At 41.9% G+C, this 16,882-nt stretch carries 13 protein-coding genes; all 13 read right to left on the bottom strand.

Features of this window, described 5'->3' with window-relative positions; translation table 11 throughout:
* Window positions 1-34 precede the first annotated feature (34 nt).
* The gene (gene ftsA, locus BSM4216_RS06120; RefSeq protein WP_048623106.1) at window positions 35-1,336 is read right to left on the bottom strand and encodes a cell division protein FtsA; all 1,302 of its coding nucleotides are present in this window, start codon (window positions 1,334-1,336) and stop codon (window positions 35-37) included.
* Window positions 1,337-1,842: 506 nt separating this feature from the next.
* Complete coding sequence (locus BSM4216_RS06115; RefSeq protein WP_048623105.1) at window positions 1,843-2,610, bottom strand: cell division protein FtsQ/DivIB; 768 nt, start codon at window positions 2,608-2,610, stop codon at window positions 1,843-1,845.
* Window positions 2,611-2,755: 145 nt separating this feature from the next.
* Entirely contained in the window at window positions 2,756-3,862 is a 1,107-nt protein-coding gene (gene murG, locus BSM4216_RS06110) for an undecaprenyldiphospho-muramoylpentapeptide beta-N-acetylglucosaminyltransferase (protein ID WP_048623104.1), read from the bottom strand.
* Between the two features lie 929 nt (window positions 3,863-4,791).
* Entirely contained in the window at window positions 4,792-5,892 is a 1,101-nt protein-coding gene (gene spoVE / locus BSM4216_RS06105) for a stage V sporulation protein E (RefSeq protein ID WP_003354483.1), read from the bottom strand.
* 102 nt (window positions 5,893-5,994) lie between these two features.
* A complete protein-coding gene (murD, locus tag BSM4216_RS06100; RefSeq protein ID WP_048623103.1) occupies window positions 5,995-7,347 on the bottom strand; it encodes a UDP-N-acetylmuramoyl-L-alanine--D-glutamate ligase in 1,353 nt (450 codons plus the stop codon).
* The gene (gene mraY, locus BSM4216_RS06095; RefSeq protein WP_048623102.1) at window positions 7,348-8,322 is read right to left on the bottom strand and encodes a phospho-N-acetylmuramoyl-pentapeptide-transferase; all 975 of its coding nucleotides are present in this window, start codon (window positions 8,320-8,322) and stop codon (window positions 7,348-7,350) included.
* A 2-nt stretch (window positions 8,323-8,324) separates the two neighbouring features.
* Window positions 8,325-8,771: a hypothetical protein gene (locus tag BSM4216_RS06090; RefSeq protein WP_048623101.1), complete on the bottom strand. Its 447-nt coding sequence runs from the start codon at window positions 8,769-8,771 to the stop codon at window positions 8,325-8,327.
* Between the two features lie 4 nt (window positions 8,772-8,775).
* Window positions 8,776-10,236: a UDP-N-acetylmuramoyl-L-alanyl-D-glutamate--2,6-diaminopimelate ligase gene (locus BSM4216_RS06085; protein WP_048623100.1), complete on the bottom strand. Its 1,461-nt coding sequence runs from the start codon at window positions 10,234-10,236 to the stop codon at window positions 8,776-8,778.
* A 301-nt stretch (window positions 10,237-10,537) separates the two neighbouring features.
* The gene (locus BSM4216_RS06080; RefSeq protein WP_048623099.1) at window positions 10,538-12,451 is read right to left on the bottom strand and encodes a stage V sporulation protein D; all 1,914 of its coding nucleotides are present in this window, start codon (window positions 12,449-12,451) and stop codon (window positions 10,538-10,540) included.
* A 309-nt stretch (window positions 12,452-12,760) separates the two neighbouring features.
* Window positions 12,761-14,914 (bottom strand): penicillin-binding protein, encoded by a 2,154-nt coding sequence (locus tag BSM4216_RS06075; protein WP_048623098.1) that lies wholly within the window; start codon window positions 14,912-14,914, stop codon window positions 12,761-12,763.
* 1 nt (window position 14,915) lies between these two features.
* The gene (gene ftsL / locus BSM4216_RS06070) at window positions 14,916-15,272 is read right to left on the bottom strand and encodes a cell division protein FtsL (protein ID WP_048623097.1); all 357 of its coding nucleotides are present in this window, start codon (window positions 15,270-15,272) and stop codon (window positions 14,916-14,918) included.
* 18 nt (window positions 15,273-15,290) lie between these two features.
* Window positions 15,291-16,226 (bottom strand): 16S rRNA (cytosine(1402)-N(4))-methyltransferase RsmH, encoded by a 936-nt coding sequence (gene rsmH / locus BSM4216_RS06065; RefSeq protein WP_048623096.1) that lies wholly within the window; start codon window positions 16,224-16,226, stop codon window positions 15,291-15,293.
* A gap of 20 nt (window positions 16,227-16,246) precedes the next feature.
* Window positions 16,247-16,678 (bottom strand): division/cell wall cluster transcriptional repressor MraZ, encoded by a 432-nt coding sequence (mraZ, locus tag BSM4216_RS06060; protein ID WP_003354473.1) that lies wholly within the window; start codon window positions 16,676-16,678, stop codon window positions 16,247-16,249.
* Between the last annotated feature and the right edge of the window lie 204 nt (window positions 16,679-16,882).

The raw sequence follows: 16,882 nt of genomic DNA, 5'->3' as shown, positions 1-16,882 counted from the left end.
ATCCTCCTAATTCGTCGTTATTCCCTCAAGATGACTACTCATCAAAAAAGTAACCAAAAATTCTTTTCATTTTAGCAGTAAATTTTTCTTCTTTATGTTTGTCAGGCTTCACTTTTTCTTTCGAAGGTTGCGGTTCTATTTCTTTTTGAATTCTCGCGTCCGGCACCATGACCGGTTCCGGATTCGCACTTACCGTTCTTCCTTGCATTCTTGCAGTCTTGTAAGCGTACTGTATCAATCCAATAGATGTGATAAACTGTGGATTTCGAACACCAATGTAATCAGGAACTGCAATGCGTACTCGATTTTCAAAAATGCTTTGAGCTAATTCCATCACACCTGGCATATTGGCAACTCCGCCAGTAAGAACAATGCCGCCCGGCAAATCATGGACACCCATCCGTTTCATTTCTTGCCGTGCCAATTCAAAAATCTCTTCCAATCTAGCTTCAATAATATCAGAAATTTCTAATTGATTGAATTGCTGATGTTGGTCGCTTCCTATGATTGGCACACTGAAAACTTCGTCCTCCGAGGCAAGATCATAAAACGCATGGCCGAATTTTATTTTTATTTTTTCGGCATCTTCCGTATTGGTCCGAAGTCCAACGGATAAATCTTTCGTAATATGATCGCCGCCCACAGGAAAAACCGTTGTGGCTTTTATATGTCCTTGTTCAAATACCGTTAAGGTGGTTGAACCTCCGCCAATATCAATCAACGCAGTGCCTAATATTTGTTCGTCCCGTGATAACGCCACCGTTCCGGCTGCCAACGGCTGCAGGACGATTTCCAGAATCTCCAGTCCAGCTCTTTCTACGCAACGTAATGTATTATGTAATAAAGTTTTGGATCCGGTTATTAAGATTCCTTCCATTTCCAAGCGGACCCCTATCATTCCTCTTGGATCGTTGATTTCATCCAATCCGTCCACGATAAATTGTTTAGGCAAAACATTGATTATTTCCCGATCCTGCGGAATCGGCATCACTTGGCAGGCGTCTATCACTCTAGCAACATCTTCATCTGTAATTTCACGATTCTCGCTAGATACAGCGACTACTCCGCTGCACGGCTGCAGCTGCACTTGATTGGCCGGAATGCCAACGATCACTTGCTTGATCTCCATTCCAACCATTCTTTCAGCTTGTTCGACTGCTTTTTTTATAGAATGAACGGTTTCATCTATATCAATAATGGATCCTTTCTTAATTCCTTTCGATTTTACATTTCCGACACCGATGATATTTAATGAATCATTAACCATTTCGCCGATAATGACTTTAACTGTGGATGTACCGATGTCAAGACTGACATAAATCTCATTGCTGTTCATTCTCTGGCACCTCCTTTATCTTACATCCAGCGTAATCCGATTGTGAACAACAATTGACCAATTCTTGTAAATACCTTGTTAAGTTATTCGTCATTTTTTACTTATTTCCCTTTAAAAAATATGAATTTTTTTCATCGCTCATAGCTTTGCATCTTCATGAAAATTTTTTTAAAAAAGTTTATTGCGATGCAATGGCAAAAGTATGCTAAATACAAGTCTACACTAAGATTCAAAGGGAGAAAAGCGAAATTTAGCTAAAGGATTTTCTCCTACGTCGTTTTTCTTTTTTCTTTCACTCCCGCCCATCCTTAAACTTTATGTCAGTTATCCACCCAGAACGCAATAGGACAGTTAAAAATAGTTTTTGCCATACGTTTCCATTCATTAATCGCTTTTTCCGAATTTCAACGGTACATAAATATTGTATTTTTTACGGAAACCATAGCAAAAAAAAATTTCTTTCATGAACAAAAATAGTTCTTATGACCTAACGACCTTTCTTTCCTTTATCTATTGTTTTGTTTCTTTTCTCCTTTATAGGATTGAAAAAAAGTACCTACTTCTAAATCGATAACTCCTTTTACTTTCGGATCCAATTGACTAACAATGGAAGGATAATACACCATTTTTTTCGAAAACGTCTCAAGTGTTGCTCTTACTTCATAACCATCATTCATATAAAGCGTTATATGATAGCGATCCGTTTTTTTCGGTGTGTAGTGTATCTCTGAAATGGAATTGACGATTTCAACCGGCAATTCGTTTAACGATTTCACCATTTCTTTTAAAACATCATCTTTTTTAAAATCAAATAGAATGGGTAATTGTTTTGGAATCTTTACAGTTTTTTCTTTTATCACACGTCCGTTTTCCAGAACCGGTTCATATGTGTCGCCATTCGCGAGATAGCCGATTTGCTTCATTTCCTTGATTTTAATATGGATACGGTTCGGGAACCGGACGGATATGTCTGATGATTTAATTTCGGGTATTTTTTTTAGCCGTTTTTCCACATCGTCCTTGTTCAATTTCCAAATGCTCATTCCATTTTCAATATTGCTCCATTTGATAATATCTTTCGTTTTCAGCACATGGTTTCCAGAAACAGTCACTTCTTTTACATGGCTGATAGGCGACAAAAAATAGACCACTGACAACACTAATAAGAAAAAAAGAAAAAGAAGTAAAATCAGCCGGCGATTCGCCTTCCTTTTGCGATATTCTTTTAATCTAGGAATCCGATCCTCCAACGAGACGATTTTCCCATTTTCCACTCCATTCCCTCCCTGATGTTGCTGAACAGATACTAGGAGCATGTTCCCTCTGCTCACCTTGTCCAAGGCCAGGAAACACACGGCGCATAGTACAGTTGATTCATCCTATTTTCTTGTACGGACACGCAGCTAGGATTAATCGGCCTTATTGGGGATCCGATGAGTTCGCCAGTTCAACCATTACTTGGTATAATCGATCAGATGCATCTGGAATTCCCAATTTGGAAGAAGCTTGCTTCATTTTTTTCAGTCGATTCTCGTTTGTTAAAACGGCATCCAGCTCCTTGACCAGCCGCTCCGGTGACAATTCTTTTTCTAAAAGCAATACTGCCGCTCCTTTATCGGCTAAAGTCCGAGCATTTTTTTCTTGATGGTTGTTCGTCACATAAGGGCTCGGAATTAAGATGCTCGGTACTCCAAGCGCCGTTAGTTCTGCTAAAGTAGTTGCTCCGGCACGAGAAACAACCAAATCTACTTCTTTTAATATCTCCGGCATATTATGGACAAACGGAGCAATAGCGACATTGGACGGCTTTCCTGCTAAAGAGACTTCCTTTTTGACATTCTCAAAATGGATTTCTCCTGTTATATACAAAATTTGATACGGTTTGTTTCCTAACACAGGCAGCGATTTGACGACTGCTTCATTTAAAGGTCTTGCTCCCCTGCTTCCGCCAAAAATAAGCACAGTAGGAACATTTTCTTTTAATCCAAATGCACGCAAAGCCCCATTTTTCTCCGCAGAAACCACTTCGGAAGCCCGGGGATTTCCAGTCAAAATGACTTTTTCCCGTGGGAAAAATTCCTCGGCTGCCTCAAAACAAACCGCTATTTTATCAACATATTTGCTTAAAAATTTATTGGTTAAACCAGGAACGCTGTTTTGTTCGTGTATGATGGTGGGAATATGTAATTTCGACGCGGCGTATACGACCGGTCCGCACACATAGCCGCCGGTACCGATGACAATATCCGGCTTATACTCTTTCAGCCACTTCTTGCATTCTCTTACACCCTTTAGAAAACGAGCCACCGTTTTCACGTTTTCAAAAGAAAGAGAACGTTTAAAACCCGTAATATGAATAGAGCGAAACTCAATTCCTTCTCTCGGAACAAGCTTTGATTCTAATCCCTTCTCTGTTCCGATATACAAAAAAGAAGTTTCGGCATGTTTTTCTTTTATGGTCCTGATGAGAGCCAAAGCCGGGTAAATATGCCCTCCAGTACCGCCGCCACTGACGACGATTTTCATATTCTTTTCACCTCAAATTCTTCTTTCACTGTTATGTACGTATTCATGATAGTCAATCCACATCCTGTTTCTTTTTCGGAAAACACGTTCACAAAGGTCGACTACATTATCATACTATATTTTAGCGAATGAATGTCCATGCGCAAATACAATTTAATAGAAATTGCAACATTGTAACATATCTTGTAAGCATTTTGTTAAATAACAAGGATTCTCGTCTTCTGAATGATGAAAGATGCCCAAAAAATCGAGTAGGAGGGAGCGATTAACTCCCGTCCTCTCACACCACCGTACGTACGGTTCCGTATACGGCGGTTCAATTAAGATAATTGACGCAAGTCTTTATAACTTCCGTGAATAGCTGTTCTCTTTATGCCAGTGGTCACTCCACCCTCCAAGAGGTCTCCCACGGGATTCACCGCTTCCTCCCTCAAGTGAGGTACTACGTTTTCTGTGTTCATCATGACTCACTGAATACCAAGGGCTATTCTCTCTTAATTGTTCGGTCCTTCTTAGTTGTTCTAGACCAACTAATACTATGACCTCTGCTGACTTCTGACGGTTCAGCTACTTATCACTAAGTAGGTTATGAAGAGTACTTCACATATCCGCCAGACCTCCCCGGGTAAGTACATGCACTTTCACACCATCTATCCGCCTCATTTACTCGATATGACCTTCGACAGAAAGAGCTTTGTTTTGTTATGCAAACTCACTCAATCATACCTAGCCTTATATGAGGTTCGTGTTCCTCGGACCGGTGTTTTGCCTCCAGCTTCCTTCAGATTCCGCGTCACCACGGACACCCTTGCTCTTGGCTAACCTCTACTTCTGTCTTCGGGGTTCGGGACTTACACCCTATAGTTCATGTACATGCCGGGCGCACATACAAAAAACTGGAAACCTTAAAAGATAAGGTCTCCAGTTTTTTAATATCGGGAATAACGACTTACATTTAAAAGAATCCCAATGGCTGCTAATACAAGCGTCAAGGAAGAACCGCCATAACTCAAGAAAGGAAGGGTGATGCCGGTGACCGGCATCAATCCGGTCACCACGCCCACATTGATCATGACTTGGATGGCCACCATGGAAATAATGCCCACTGCCAAAAAACTTCCATACAAATCTGGAGCCCCCAATGCAACGCGTATGCCCCTCCATAATAAAAGCGTAAATAAAAGGAGCACAATGCTGCCGCCGATAAACCCCAATTCTTCCGCTAAGATGGCAAAAATAAAATCGTTTTGCGGCTCCGGCAAATAGAAAAATTTTTGCCGGCTTTCTCCCAAGCCCAGCCCAAATAATCCTCCTGGTCCAATAGCATACATCGATTGTATGATCTGAAAACCGGTTCCCAGTGGATCAGACCACGGATCCAGATAAGAGGTAATGCGGTTCATCCGATAAGGTGCCGAAAGAATAAGACCCGCAAAACCAATCAGCCCGACAAAAGCAAAGCCAGCGAAATGTTTGATTTGAGCACCGGAGATAAAGATCATCACAATGCATGTGCCCACCATGACAGTTCCTGTTCCAAGATCCGGCTGGAGCATAATGAGTCCAAAGGCCAAAAACACTAAAGACAATGTAGGTACCAGCCCTTTTTTAAAAGAGGTAATGTACTTTTGCCGTTCTGATAAATATTTTGCCAAAAAAACGATCATAGCCAGTTTCATAAACTCGGATGGCTGGATGGAAAACGCACCGACCCCGATCCAGCTTCGCGAACCGTTTCTGACTGTTCCCACTCCCGGCACTAGCACAAGAATGAGCAATGCAAAACAAACAAGCAGAATGACTTTTGACCATGAACGCCATATCCAATACTCCACGTTCATGAGAAAGAACATCGCCATGACGCCAGCGCCGGCAAAAAGCAGCTGCCTTTTTGCAAAATAAAATGAATCACCAAACTTATATTCCGCCCAAACGGCGCTGGCGCTGTAAACCATGATGAGCCCAATGGCCAAAAGACTAAGTGTCAGTACAATTAAAACAAAGTCCGGGGAAGACTTTTTGTAAGACAAAGCCAACACCTCGATAGACATAGATTTGAGCTAATCAGCACGAAATTAGCCGATCGTAGGTGTTAATTCTTTGTTGGGTCCGTGCATCCACTAGACAAGCTCTTACTTCAGTCTATGCACAGCCTCAATAAAAATATCACCGCGTTGTTCGAAAGTTTTATACTGATCCCAGCTGGCGCATGCCGGCGATAACAGAATAATGTCCCCTTTCTCTGATAACTGATATGCTTTTGGCACTGCATCGCTCACATTCTCCGCATGAACAATCGTTTTAATGCCCGCTTTGCGCGCCGTTTCGGAAATTTTTTCTGCTGTTTGTCCAAATGTAATGACAGCTTTCACATTTTTTAAATAAGGAATAAGATCGTCAAAACCGTTTCCGCGGTCCAGACCGCCTGCAAGGAGAATAATCGGGCTTTGAAAGGCGCTTAAAGCGGCTTTAGTCGCCAACGTATTCGTTGCCTTCGAATCGTTGTAAAATTTTCGGCCATTCACTTCACCGACATATTGAGTGCGATGTTTTACTCCAGCGAAAACTTTTAACACGTTTCGAATCGCTTCATTTCCCCCGCCGGCCAATTTAACGGCTGCAACTGCAGCCAGTATATTTTCTAAATTATGGGATCCCGGGAGAGCAATTTCCTCTGTATCGATCAATTTTTCACCACGGAAATAGACGATGCCGTCTTGGATATAAGCTCCGTCCTCAATCACCCGTTTAGTGGAAAATAGAACTTTTTTCGCTTTGGAAAATTTCGTCAGTTCAATTAGTTCTTCTTGATCGCCATTGATAATCAGATAATCGTCTTCTGTTTGATTTCTCGTAATATTCGCTTTCGCTTTTGCATATTCTTCTTTTGTTCCATGGTAATCAAGATGAGCCTCATACAAATTCGTAATAATGGAAATATGAGGCCTGAACGTATCAATCCCCATCAGCTGAAAAGAAGACAATTCCATGACCACTATATTCTCTTCCGTTGCCTTTTGGGCAACTTTAGAAGCTACTTTTCCAATATTTCCGGCGATAAGCGGCCGCTTCCCATCCTTTTCTAACATCTCGAAAATTAACGTCGTTGTCGTTGTCTTGCCGTTCGTGCCGGTAATGCCGATGATAGGAGCTTCCGAAATTAAATAAGCCAATTCTATTTCCGTCAAAATCGGAATCCCACGTTCCAAAGCCCCCCGAACAAGAGGGTTCGAATAAGGAATGCCGGGATTTTTGACGATATACTCATATCCCTCATCCAACAATTCGATGGGATGGGAACCCGTGATCACCTTTATGCCCTGTTCCAGTAAATCTTGGGCTTGAGGATTTTCCTGCAAAGGTTTTTTATCGTTTACTGTGACAAATGCGCCAAGCTTATGTAGAAGTGAAGCCGCGCTTGCTCCGCTTTTGGCGAGGCCCAATACTAATACTTTTTTATGCTGAAATTTAGTGATCGTTTTCAATTAGTCCCACACTCCGATATAGATTCCTAGTCCTGCACAAATAAGAGAGGCCGTCCAAAAAGTCACGACGACACGCCATTCTGACCAACCGCCGAGCTCAAAATGATGATGCAGCGGACTCATCCGGAAAATACGCTTGCCGGTCGTTTTAAAAGAAATCACTTGCAATATAACAGACAGCGTCTCTGCGACAAACACCGCACCGATGACCAGAAGGACGAGCTCAAGCTTCGTTAGCAAAGAAATGGTGGCAATCGCACCTCCAAGCGCCAACGAACCGGTATCTCCCATAAACACTTTGGCCGGGTGGGCATTAAAGACGAGAAATCCTAACACAGCTCCCACCACTGCCATCGCAAACACAGCTGTCTCATATTGCGATTGATTCCAAGCCAACACTCCGAACGCCCCGAATGCAATCGCGCTCGTTCCCGAAACAAGCCCGTCAAGACCGTCTGTCAAGTTGACAGCATTGGAAAAACCAACAAGCCAAAAAATAACAAACAATACATACAACCAGCCCAAATCGACCGATATATCCGTAAATGGAATGGACAACTCCGTTGAATAATGATGCTGCTTATAGAAAAAATAAAAAATAACGGAAATAATGATTTGACCCAACAATTTTTGCTTGGATGTCAACCCTAAATTCCGCTTCATCACCACTTTAATAAAATCATCTAAAAATCCAAGCAGACCAAATCCAACTGTCACAAAAAGCAATAGATAGGTTTCCACATTCGGTTTGGAAAACTTTCCGGTCATCACTAGAGTCGTAATGATGATAGACAGTAAAATAACGATTCCGCCCATTGTTGGTGTGCCTGATTTTTTCTGGTGGGATTTTGGCCCTTCTTTGCGAATGCTTTGCCCAAATTTTAATCTTCTCAAAAAGGGGATAAAAATGGGCGAAAGAAGCACAGTGATTAAAAACCCCATCAAGATCGTATAGAAAATCACTTGTTCCATCATCGTTATCCCCTCCTCTTCCCATATTGATTAATAGATGAAAACAGCTGTTCCATTTCCCTTTCATCATCTAGGTGGAATGGTAAATATTGATTGAATGATGGATCGTTTTGATAAAAAATAAAAGTTGTCATTTCTTTCCACTCTTCTTGTTCTATTTTTTTCTTGTAATTCTCAGCAATCGTGTTAAAGGCATCAAATAAATCTTGTGTTTGAAAAACTGGAAAATCGTTAGGCACCGATCTCGGCAAAGGGCTGTCCGTGTTCCACAATGCCGCAATCGCTCCTTGTTTTATCGCCGCTAAAAAATTCGGATTTTCTTCAACAGGCAAATAAAGCCCTTTTGGCATCGATAATGAGGAAGTGATCGAAACCGTTTCAATTCGAATTTCCTCCATTTTGGCTCCCGCGACTTGCTTGAACCATCCGGCTATTTCTTTCATGAATAGCATGGATTTATCTCTCCTTCAAAGCTTCAATAGCTACTTCCCGATCATCAAAATGAAGCACTCGATCGCCGATAATTTGGTACGTTTCATGGCCTTTTCCCGCAATGACAACGACATCGCCGGCGGATGCTTTTTTAATCGCTTTGAAAATGGCCTCACGGCGATCCGGAATGATTTCGTATTTCTCTCCTTCAACCCCTTTTTCCATGTCCTTCAAAATAGCTAAAGGATTTTCACTACGGGGGTTATCCGAAGTAAAAATCGGATCTGTCGCATATTGACAAGCTACTTTCGCCATTAAAGGCCTCTTCGTTCGGTCCCTGTCTCCGCCACAGCCTACGACGACGAAAATCCGTTTGTCTGTCAACTGGCGCACCGTTTTCAGTACATTTTCAAGTCCGTCTGGAGTATGAGCATAATCCACGATAACAGAAAAATCTTGGCCTTCATGAATTAATTGAAAACGGCCGGCCACTCCTTCGATGTCTCCTACCGCTGAAACGATCGTATCGAAGTCCACTTTCGCAACATATGCGGCAGCAATGCTCGCTAAAACATTATACACATTAAATTTTCCGGCAAGTTTCGTTTTTATCTGACATTCCCCGTCCGGATACACTAAATCAAACGTTGTTCCCGAAGGGTGGAGTTCAATATTTTTGGCTCGAAATATAGCCTCCCGTTCGATGCCGTACGTGACAATATGGGCAGCTGTTTCGCGGATAAAGTACTCGGAAGCCGGGTCGTCGATGTTCAGCACGGCAAATTTTTGCTTTTCTCTGTCAAAGGTATTTCCCAGCTGGGCAAATAACAGCCCTTTGGCTCTCCGATACTCATCCATCGTTTTGTGATAATCCAAATGATCTTGAGTTAAATTCGTAAAAACGGCAATATCATAGTCACAGCCATGCACCCGCCCCTCGACAAGGGCATGCGAGGAAACTTCCATTGCCGCCGCCGTGACCTGTTCTTCCTGCATTTGATGAAATACTTTTTGCAACGTTAAGCTGTCGGGTGTCGTATTTTTGGTTTCCAGCGTTTTATCCCCTATTTTTATGTACATGGTGCCGATCAAACCAGCCTTTTCGCCCGCTTTCTGAAATATTTCGTACAGCAAATGACTGGTCGTCGTTTTACCGTTCGTTCCCGTGATTCCGATTAATTTTAACGATTTTGTCGGCGATTGATAAAAGGCATCGGCCAATACGGCCATCGCTCTTTTTGTATCTTTTACATATACGACCGGGACATCAACGTCAACAGGCTCCTCTGCCACGATCGCTGCAGCCTGTCGTTCCGCTGCTGCCTTCGCAAACTGATGACCATTTACCGTATACCCTTTAATACAAATAAAAAGGGAACCCTTTTTCACTTGGCGATGATCGTTTTCAATCGAAGTGATGTCTGGGTTTTGCTCGGAAGTAAGCTGATAAAAAGGCAATGATTTTATCAAACTTTGCAGTTTCATTATGTCCAATCCTTTCTAACAGTCGCATCCATCCTATGTATTTGGCTGTATGGCTGTTTTGCTTATTCAATCTTTACTATGATGATGGATACTTGGCCATGACAGCCACTCTTTTCTCATTTTAACGAAATTCCTGCGAGAATGCGAACCAATATCGAAGAAAAATGACTTTAAAACGGAAAGACAGATTGAAAAAAATGTCGAGCTGTGGCAGTCACTTAATCATATTAACACAGAATGGTAGGTTCTGCTTAACTTTTTGAAGAAGAAAGATGGGTAGGCGGCATATTGCCGCCTGCAGCTAATTCATAAAAATGCGGACAGTAGCCCCCTCTTCTACTTTCGTTCCCGGTTTTGGAGATTGATTGACCACTTTATTTCCATTTCCGCTTACATCGAATTGTAATGGATATCGTTGTTCCAATAATTCTTTTTTTGTCATTCCTTCCAAATTGGGAATCTTGATTTCTTTCGGGTCGTTCCATTGTCGTTTTTTCTCGATTTGATTTTTTCTTGGTTTGACATTCATCGCTTGCAAACTGTCATCCATGATTTTGCCTACAATCGGGGCCGCGACGGTTCCTCCGAATTGAATCGTGCCTTTAGGATTGTCGACTGCCACATAGACGACGATTTGAGGGTCATCCGCAGGTGCAAACCCGATAAAAGAAACGATATGATTATTTTCTAAATAACGCCCGTTTTGTGCTTTCTGAGCCGTTCCGGTTTTTCCGCCCACCCGGTAAGAATCAACATAGGCGTTTTTTCCCGACCCTTTCGCAACGACACTTTCCAATGCATAGCGAACTTTTTTAGATGTCTCTTCCGAAATCACTCTTCTCTTTTTAACGGGAGTTTTTCTCATCAGAACCTCATGAGTGTTTGGATCAATTAATTCTTTTGCTACATACGGCTGGTACAAAATTCCGCCATTGATAGCAGCGGAAACAGCTGCTACCTGCTGAATGGGAGTAACGGAAACACCTTGACCGAAAGCGGTAGTAGCCAATTCAACTGGCCCTACTTTATTCATAGGGAATAATAACCCTTTTCCTTCTCCTTGCAAGTCGATCCCGGTTTTTTCGCCAAAGCCGAAATCATGAATATACTTGAACAATTTTTCTTTTCCCAAACGTTCTCCCAATTCGACAAAACCAGGGTTGCAGGAGTTTTGGACCACTTCCAAAAATGTTTCCGTCCCGTGTCCTCCCCGCTTCCAGCAATGTAGTGTGGCACCCGACACCTCAATATAACCGGGATCATGAAATTTTTCATGCTCCAAATCTACCTTTTTTTCTTGAAGCGCCGCAGCAAGAGTGATAATTTTGAATGTCGAACCAGGTTCATACGTGCTCCAAATCGGCAAATTTCGGTTGTAAATTTCCGGAGGGACCTCTTTATAGTTTGCAGGGTTAAAAGTAGGCCTAGAAGACATCGCCAAAATTTCTCCTGTATTGGGATTCATCGCAATAGCTATGATTCCGTCCGGATTATACTTGGCTTCTGCATTGTCCAATTCCCTTTCAATAATCGTTTGCACTTTTGTATCAATGGTCAGCACTAAATCTTCCCCGTCCATTGGAGGTTGGTAGTCGTCGGACATATTGGGCATTTTTTTGCCCTTAGCATCAGAATAATATTTCATCGAGCCTTTCTGTCCTCTCAACTCTTTATCATATGTCAATTCCAGCCCGGCTAACCCTTGATTATCGATTCCCGTGAACCCCAGCACATGCGACAAATAGCTTCCAAATGGGTAATAGCGCTTTGAATCCTCAGCAATAAAAACTCCTTTGATTCCTAACGCTCGAATTTCGTTTGCTTTTTCATAAGAAATTTTTCTGCCTTCGGGTAAGCGTTCAATAGAAGTTTTTTTCGTCAAATGCTTATACAATTTTTCTTCATTCGCATTCAGAACAGCCGCCAACTTTTCGGCAGCTTCTGCAGGATTTTCAATTTGCCGCGGCATGACATAGATGGTCGGAGCACTCTTGTTTGTGGCTAGCGCAACGCCATTTCGGTCGAGAATTTTTCCGCGCTCAGGCTCAAATGGTATATTTCGGCTCCATGAGTCTTTCGCTTTATCCGTGAGCATGTCTCCCATGGCAAATTGAACATAGCCAAGTCTAACATCAATAACGGCGAATATAACTATCCCTGCAAGCAGCAAAAAGGTCAGACGTTTTCGAACCGTAACTTGAGATACACGCTTCAAGAAATCCCCTCCTTTCCAGGCTCGTTCCCAATATATGCTTGTTTTTTTTTAATAGAACGGACAAACCCGAAAGAGAAGTCTACTTGCTAACGCTGAAACAAAGCGAATAGGAGACGTTTACTATGCACGTGCATCTTTCATTTTTACAACGATGATAAACAATCTTGCAATGGGTTCTAATGAAGTTTTTTGAAATAGAAAAAGCCGGATCCCAGGCCCTGTTGTTTAGATGCCTTAGATCCGGCTGCATGGACTAAATATTTCTGCAGAACGTTTTTTCGTATCCGTCTCCTTGGTTTGCTCTCTTTTTTATTGCTGTTTAACGTAATTTTCCGGTCGTGTTAAATGGATGACAAGCTCCGTTCCTTTTTTAATGGTTTCATTCGGCTTTATGTTTTGTTTGATCACATAGCCTTTTCCGCTCACACTCAGCTTCAAGCCCGCCAGCTTCGCTACTTTCGCCACGTCACGCAATGACCACCCCTTCAAATCAGGAATCGTCAGCGGCCCATCTATTCGCAAAATGACTTTTTCTCCTTCGAGAAGGTCTGTGGACTTTTCTGGATCCTGACTTTGAACAGTGTCCCCCTTCCCTAACAATACAGGTTCCAATCCTGCCTCTTTCACTTTTTGAACCGCGTCTTCCGCCTTCATTCCCGTATAATCGTCGACGGTTATCGTTTTGGCTGTAATCTTTCGTTGCGGTTTAATATTTAAATACTGCAAACTGTTTTTCATGACAGGATTAAAGATTTTGGCCACCGGGACTCCTCCCGTCTCATTTTTGAGATGAGGCTGCTGTACCGCCACATATACGATCAGCTGCGGATCATTTTTTGGTGCCATGCCTAAGAAAGAAAAAAGATAGTTTTCGGCACCGCTTAAATAGCCGCCGCCGTTAGGGTTGGGCAGTTGAGCTGTTCCAGTTTTTCCTATCACATCATAGCCATCGATATTATAAATTTTTCCAGTTCCATTTTTCGCTGTGAGAACCGTACGCAAAATATCCCGAACTTCTTTTGCCGTGTTGGAGGAGATTGGTCTTCCTACCTCTTTCGGTTTTGTTTGCATAACGATTTTATTCGTATTAGGATCCACGATTTTATCAATCACATATGGTTTCATCATCTTCCCATTATTCGCGATAGCCGTAGCTCCTTGAACGAGCTGTAATGCCGTTACGGTCGTCCCCTGACCGAAGGCCGTCGTCGCCTTTTCCACAGGATACCGGTATAAGATATTTCCGGAAGCTTCATCAGGGAGTTCAATTCCTGTTTTCTTTCCAAATCGGAAGCGATCCAAATACTCTCGGAACGTATCCGATCCCATCATATCCAGCAAATGCACAAAGGCCACGTTGGAAGATCGCTGAACCCCTTCCAAATAAGTAATGGTTCCCCAACCTACGCCACCGTTATGATCACGTATGACGCTTGTTCCCACTTTATAGCTTCCGGATTTATAGGTGGCATTTGGTGAAAATACTCCTTCTTCTACTGCGGCCGCAAGCGTAAAAATTTTCATCACCGACCCTGGCTCATAAGCAGATTCCACGATTTCATTGCGCCAGTTATCGGACAAACCTTCCCGCGAACCGGGATCGAAAGAAGGTCTTTGACCCATCGCTAATATTTTTCCGGTTTTCGGATCTGCAACAACAGCTAGGATTTTAGAAGGTTTGTATTCTTTTTCTACCGTGTTCAATGCATCTTCCAAAAATACTTGTATTTTAGAATCGATCGTTAAATAAATATCATCTCCGTTCTTCGGTTCTTTCACCATTTCTTTTTTATTCGGCAATAAATATCCCCATAAATCACTCTCATATTGAATTTTTCCATTTCTGCCGCGCAAAAATCGGTCATAAGCTTTTTCAATCCCTAATTGTCCAATACTTTGATCGGAATTTTCGTCTTTTCTGGCAAACCCGATTAAATGCGAAGCGAATTTGCCGTTCGGATAGAATCGAGTTGAATCTCGCAGAAAAACGATCCCGGGCAATTTTTCCTTTTCGATTTTTTCTTTTACATCGTAGGAAAGGTTACGGCCTGCATTGCCAAATTCAACTTGAAATACTCCTTTTTTCGTTAATCGCTTGTAAATTTCTTTTTCATCCATATCAATATATTTGGCGAGAATTCGGGCGGTTTTTTTGGGATTCGTGACATGATGTGGATATTTCGGATCGCTTGTCGCTCTTTTATCCAGAATAGCCGCAAGCTTATAAGTGGTCATATCCTCGGCAATCACGTCTCCATTTCGGTCATAAATGTTTCCGCGATGAGCGATCAAAGTATCAGTTTTCATATACTTTCTTAACGCTTCGTTTGCCAATACATGGCCGTCTACTTTTCCTGTGATTTCTATGTATAAAAAACGTACAAATAAGACAAAAAAGAGCAAAGCGAAAAAAACAAATAAAATCGCTGCTCCTTTTCGGATGTTTATTTGATTACCATTCATGTTACTGCACAACCTTAATGTTTTGTTGATTCAAGTTTAGCCCTTGTTGTCTTGCCTTTTCCCAAATTTTTTTATATGTACTGTCTTCGCTGATTTGCATTTGTAAATCCTTGTTCACTTTTTGTTGATTTTTTACTTTTGCTTCGATCTGTTGGATTTCCTTATTCGTTTGATAAATGGCTGTTTCAGTTGAAATAATTTTCACGGACAGCACACAAAAAAACAATGCAAAAACAACGATCATCACTTTTTCACCCGGAGTAAGCCACCTTTTGTGGCGGCGTACTTTCTTGGGTGCTATCGGTTTCCGTAATTCCGGTTCCTCGAACACTTGTACTTTTCGCGCTACATTCGCCATCGTTTTCCCCCACTCATTTTAGATTTTTTCTGCGATTCTTAGCTTAGCCGAACGGGCACGGTTGTTGTTCATGATTTCTGCTTCATTTGGTACAATAGGCTTTTTCGTTATCACTTTTAATTTTGGTCTGTATTCTTCCGGAAGTATCGGCAAACCCGGAGGTAAATCCGGAGCTGAACTTAGCGATTTAAATATTTGCTTGCAAATGCGGTCCTCCAATGAATGAAACGTGATGACACTAATTCGTCCTCCGGGATTCAATAATTCAATTGCATCATTCAACGACTGTTCAAATGCGGATAGCTCATCATTGACGGCAATTCTGATCGCTTGAAATACCCGTTTGGCAGGATGTCCGCCTTTTCTTCGAGCAGGAGCCGGAATGGCTTCCTTAATTAGCTCCACAAGCTGGCCAGTCGTCTCAATTGGTGCTTTTTTTCGTGCTTCTTCAATTTTTCGGGCGATTGGCTTGGAAAATTTTTCTTCCCCGTATCGGAAAAAGATTCGGACTAGATCTTCGTATGGCCATTCATTGACGATTTCATATGCCGTTCGTTCCCCATCGAGATCCATCCGCATATCAAGAGGAGCATCATGATGATAGCTGAACCCCCGCTCCGGCGTGTCCAGCTGGGGAGAAGATACCCCGAGATCATATAAAATTCCGTCTACTTTATAGCATCCAATCGATTCCAATTCTTGTTTGATGAATCGGAAATTGCTTTTGACAAAAGTGATTTGATCTCGATAATCAGCCAATTTTTCTTTAGCAAATTGCAGTGCCGTGACATCTTGATCGAATGCAATTAATCGTCCTCGTTTCGATAATTTCGATGCCAAATATTGGCTGTGTCCTCCACCACCAAGTGTGCAGTCCACATAAATACCGTCGGGCCGTACATTCAGTCCGTCCACTGCCTCTTTTAATAAAACTGTTTCATGCACAAAATTCATTTACATCCATCCAATCGAATCTAAATATCAAAATCAATCATATTCTCAGCAATCTCTGTAAAAGACTCTTCCGACTTTGCAAAATAGTCTTCCCAAATCGGTTTACTCCAAATCTCAATTCGATTGGAAACTCCCAAAACTACACATTCCTTTTCCAATTGAGCGTATTGCAGAAGAGTCGAGGGAATATTGATTCTTCCTTGTTTGTCCAGTTCGCATTCCGTTGCTCCCGAAAAGAAAAATCTCGTGAAGCTTCGTGCGTCTTTTTTTGTAAGGGGCAATGCTTTTAATTTTTCTTCTAATATTTTCCATTCCTGAAGGGGATAGCCAAACAAACATTGATCCAATCCTCTGGTCAAAACAAACGTTTCACCAAGGTCTTCCCTGAATTTAGCGGGGATGATCAATCTTCCTTTTGCATCAATGCTATGCCGGTATTCCCCCATGAACATCACTGAGCCCCCACTTTCTAACCTAACTGTACCACATTCCCCCACTTTTCTCCACATCTAATTATTTCTTTAAACATTAAAGATTTCCTCTTTTTGAAAAAAATTTTAATCTCCAATTTGATTTTTTATATTCTTGTCTATGAAAATAACTCGTTCACTCGTTTCACTATACTCACTTCACACTTATCTTCTCCGCTTCATGAA

Source organism: Bacillus smithii (genome assembly GCF_001050115.1).
Classification (GTDB): Bacteria; Bacillota; Bacilli; order Bacillales; family DSM-4216; genus Bacillus_O; species Bacillus_O smithii.
Note: the sequence above shows the minus strand (reverse complement) of the source record. Positions and strands in the feature narration are given on the sequence as shown.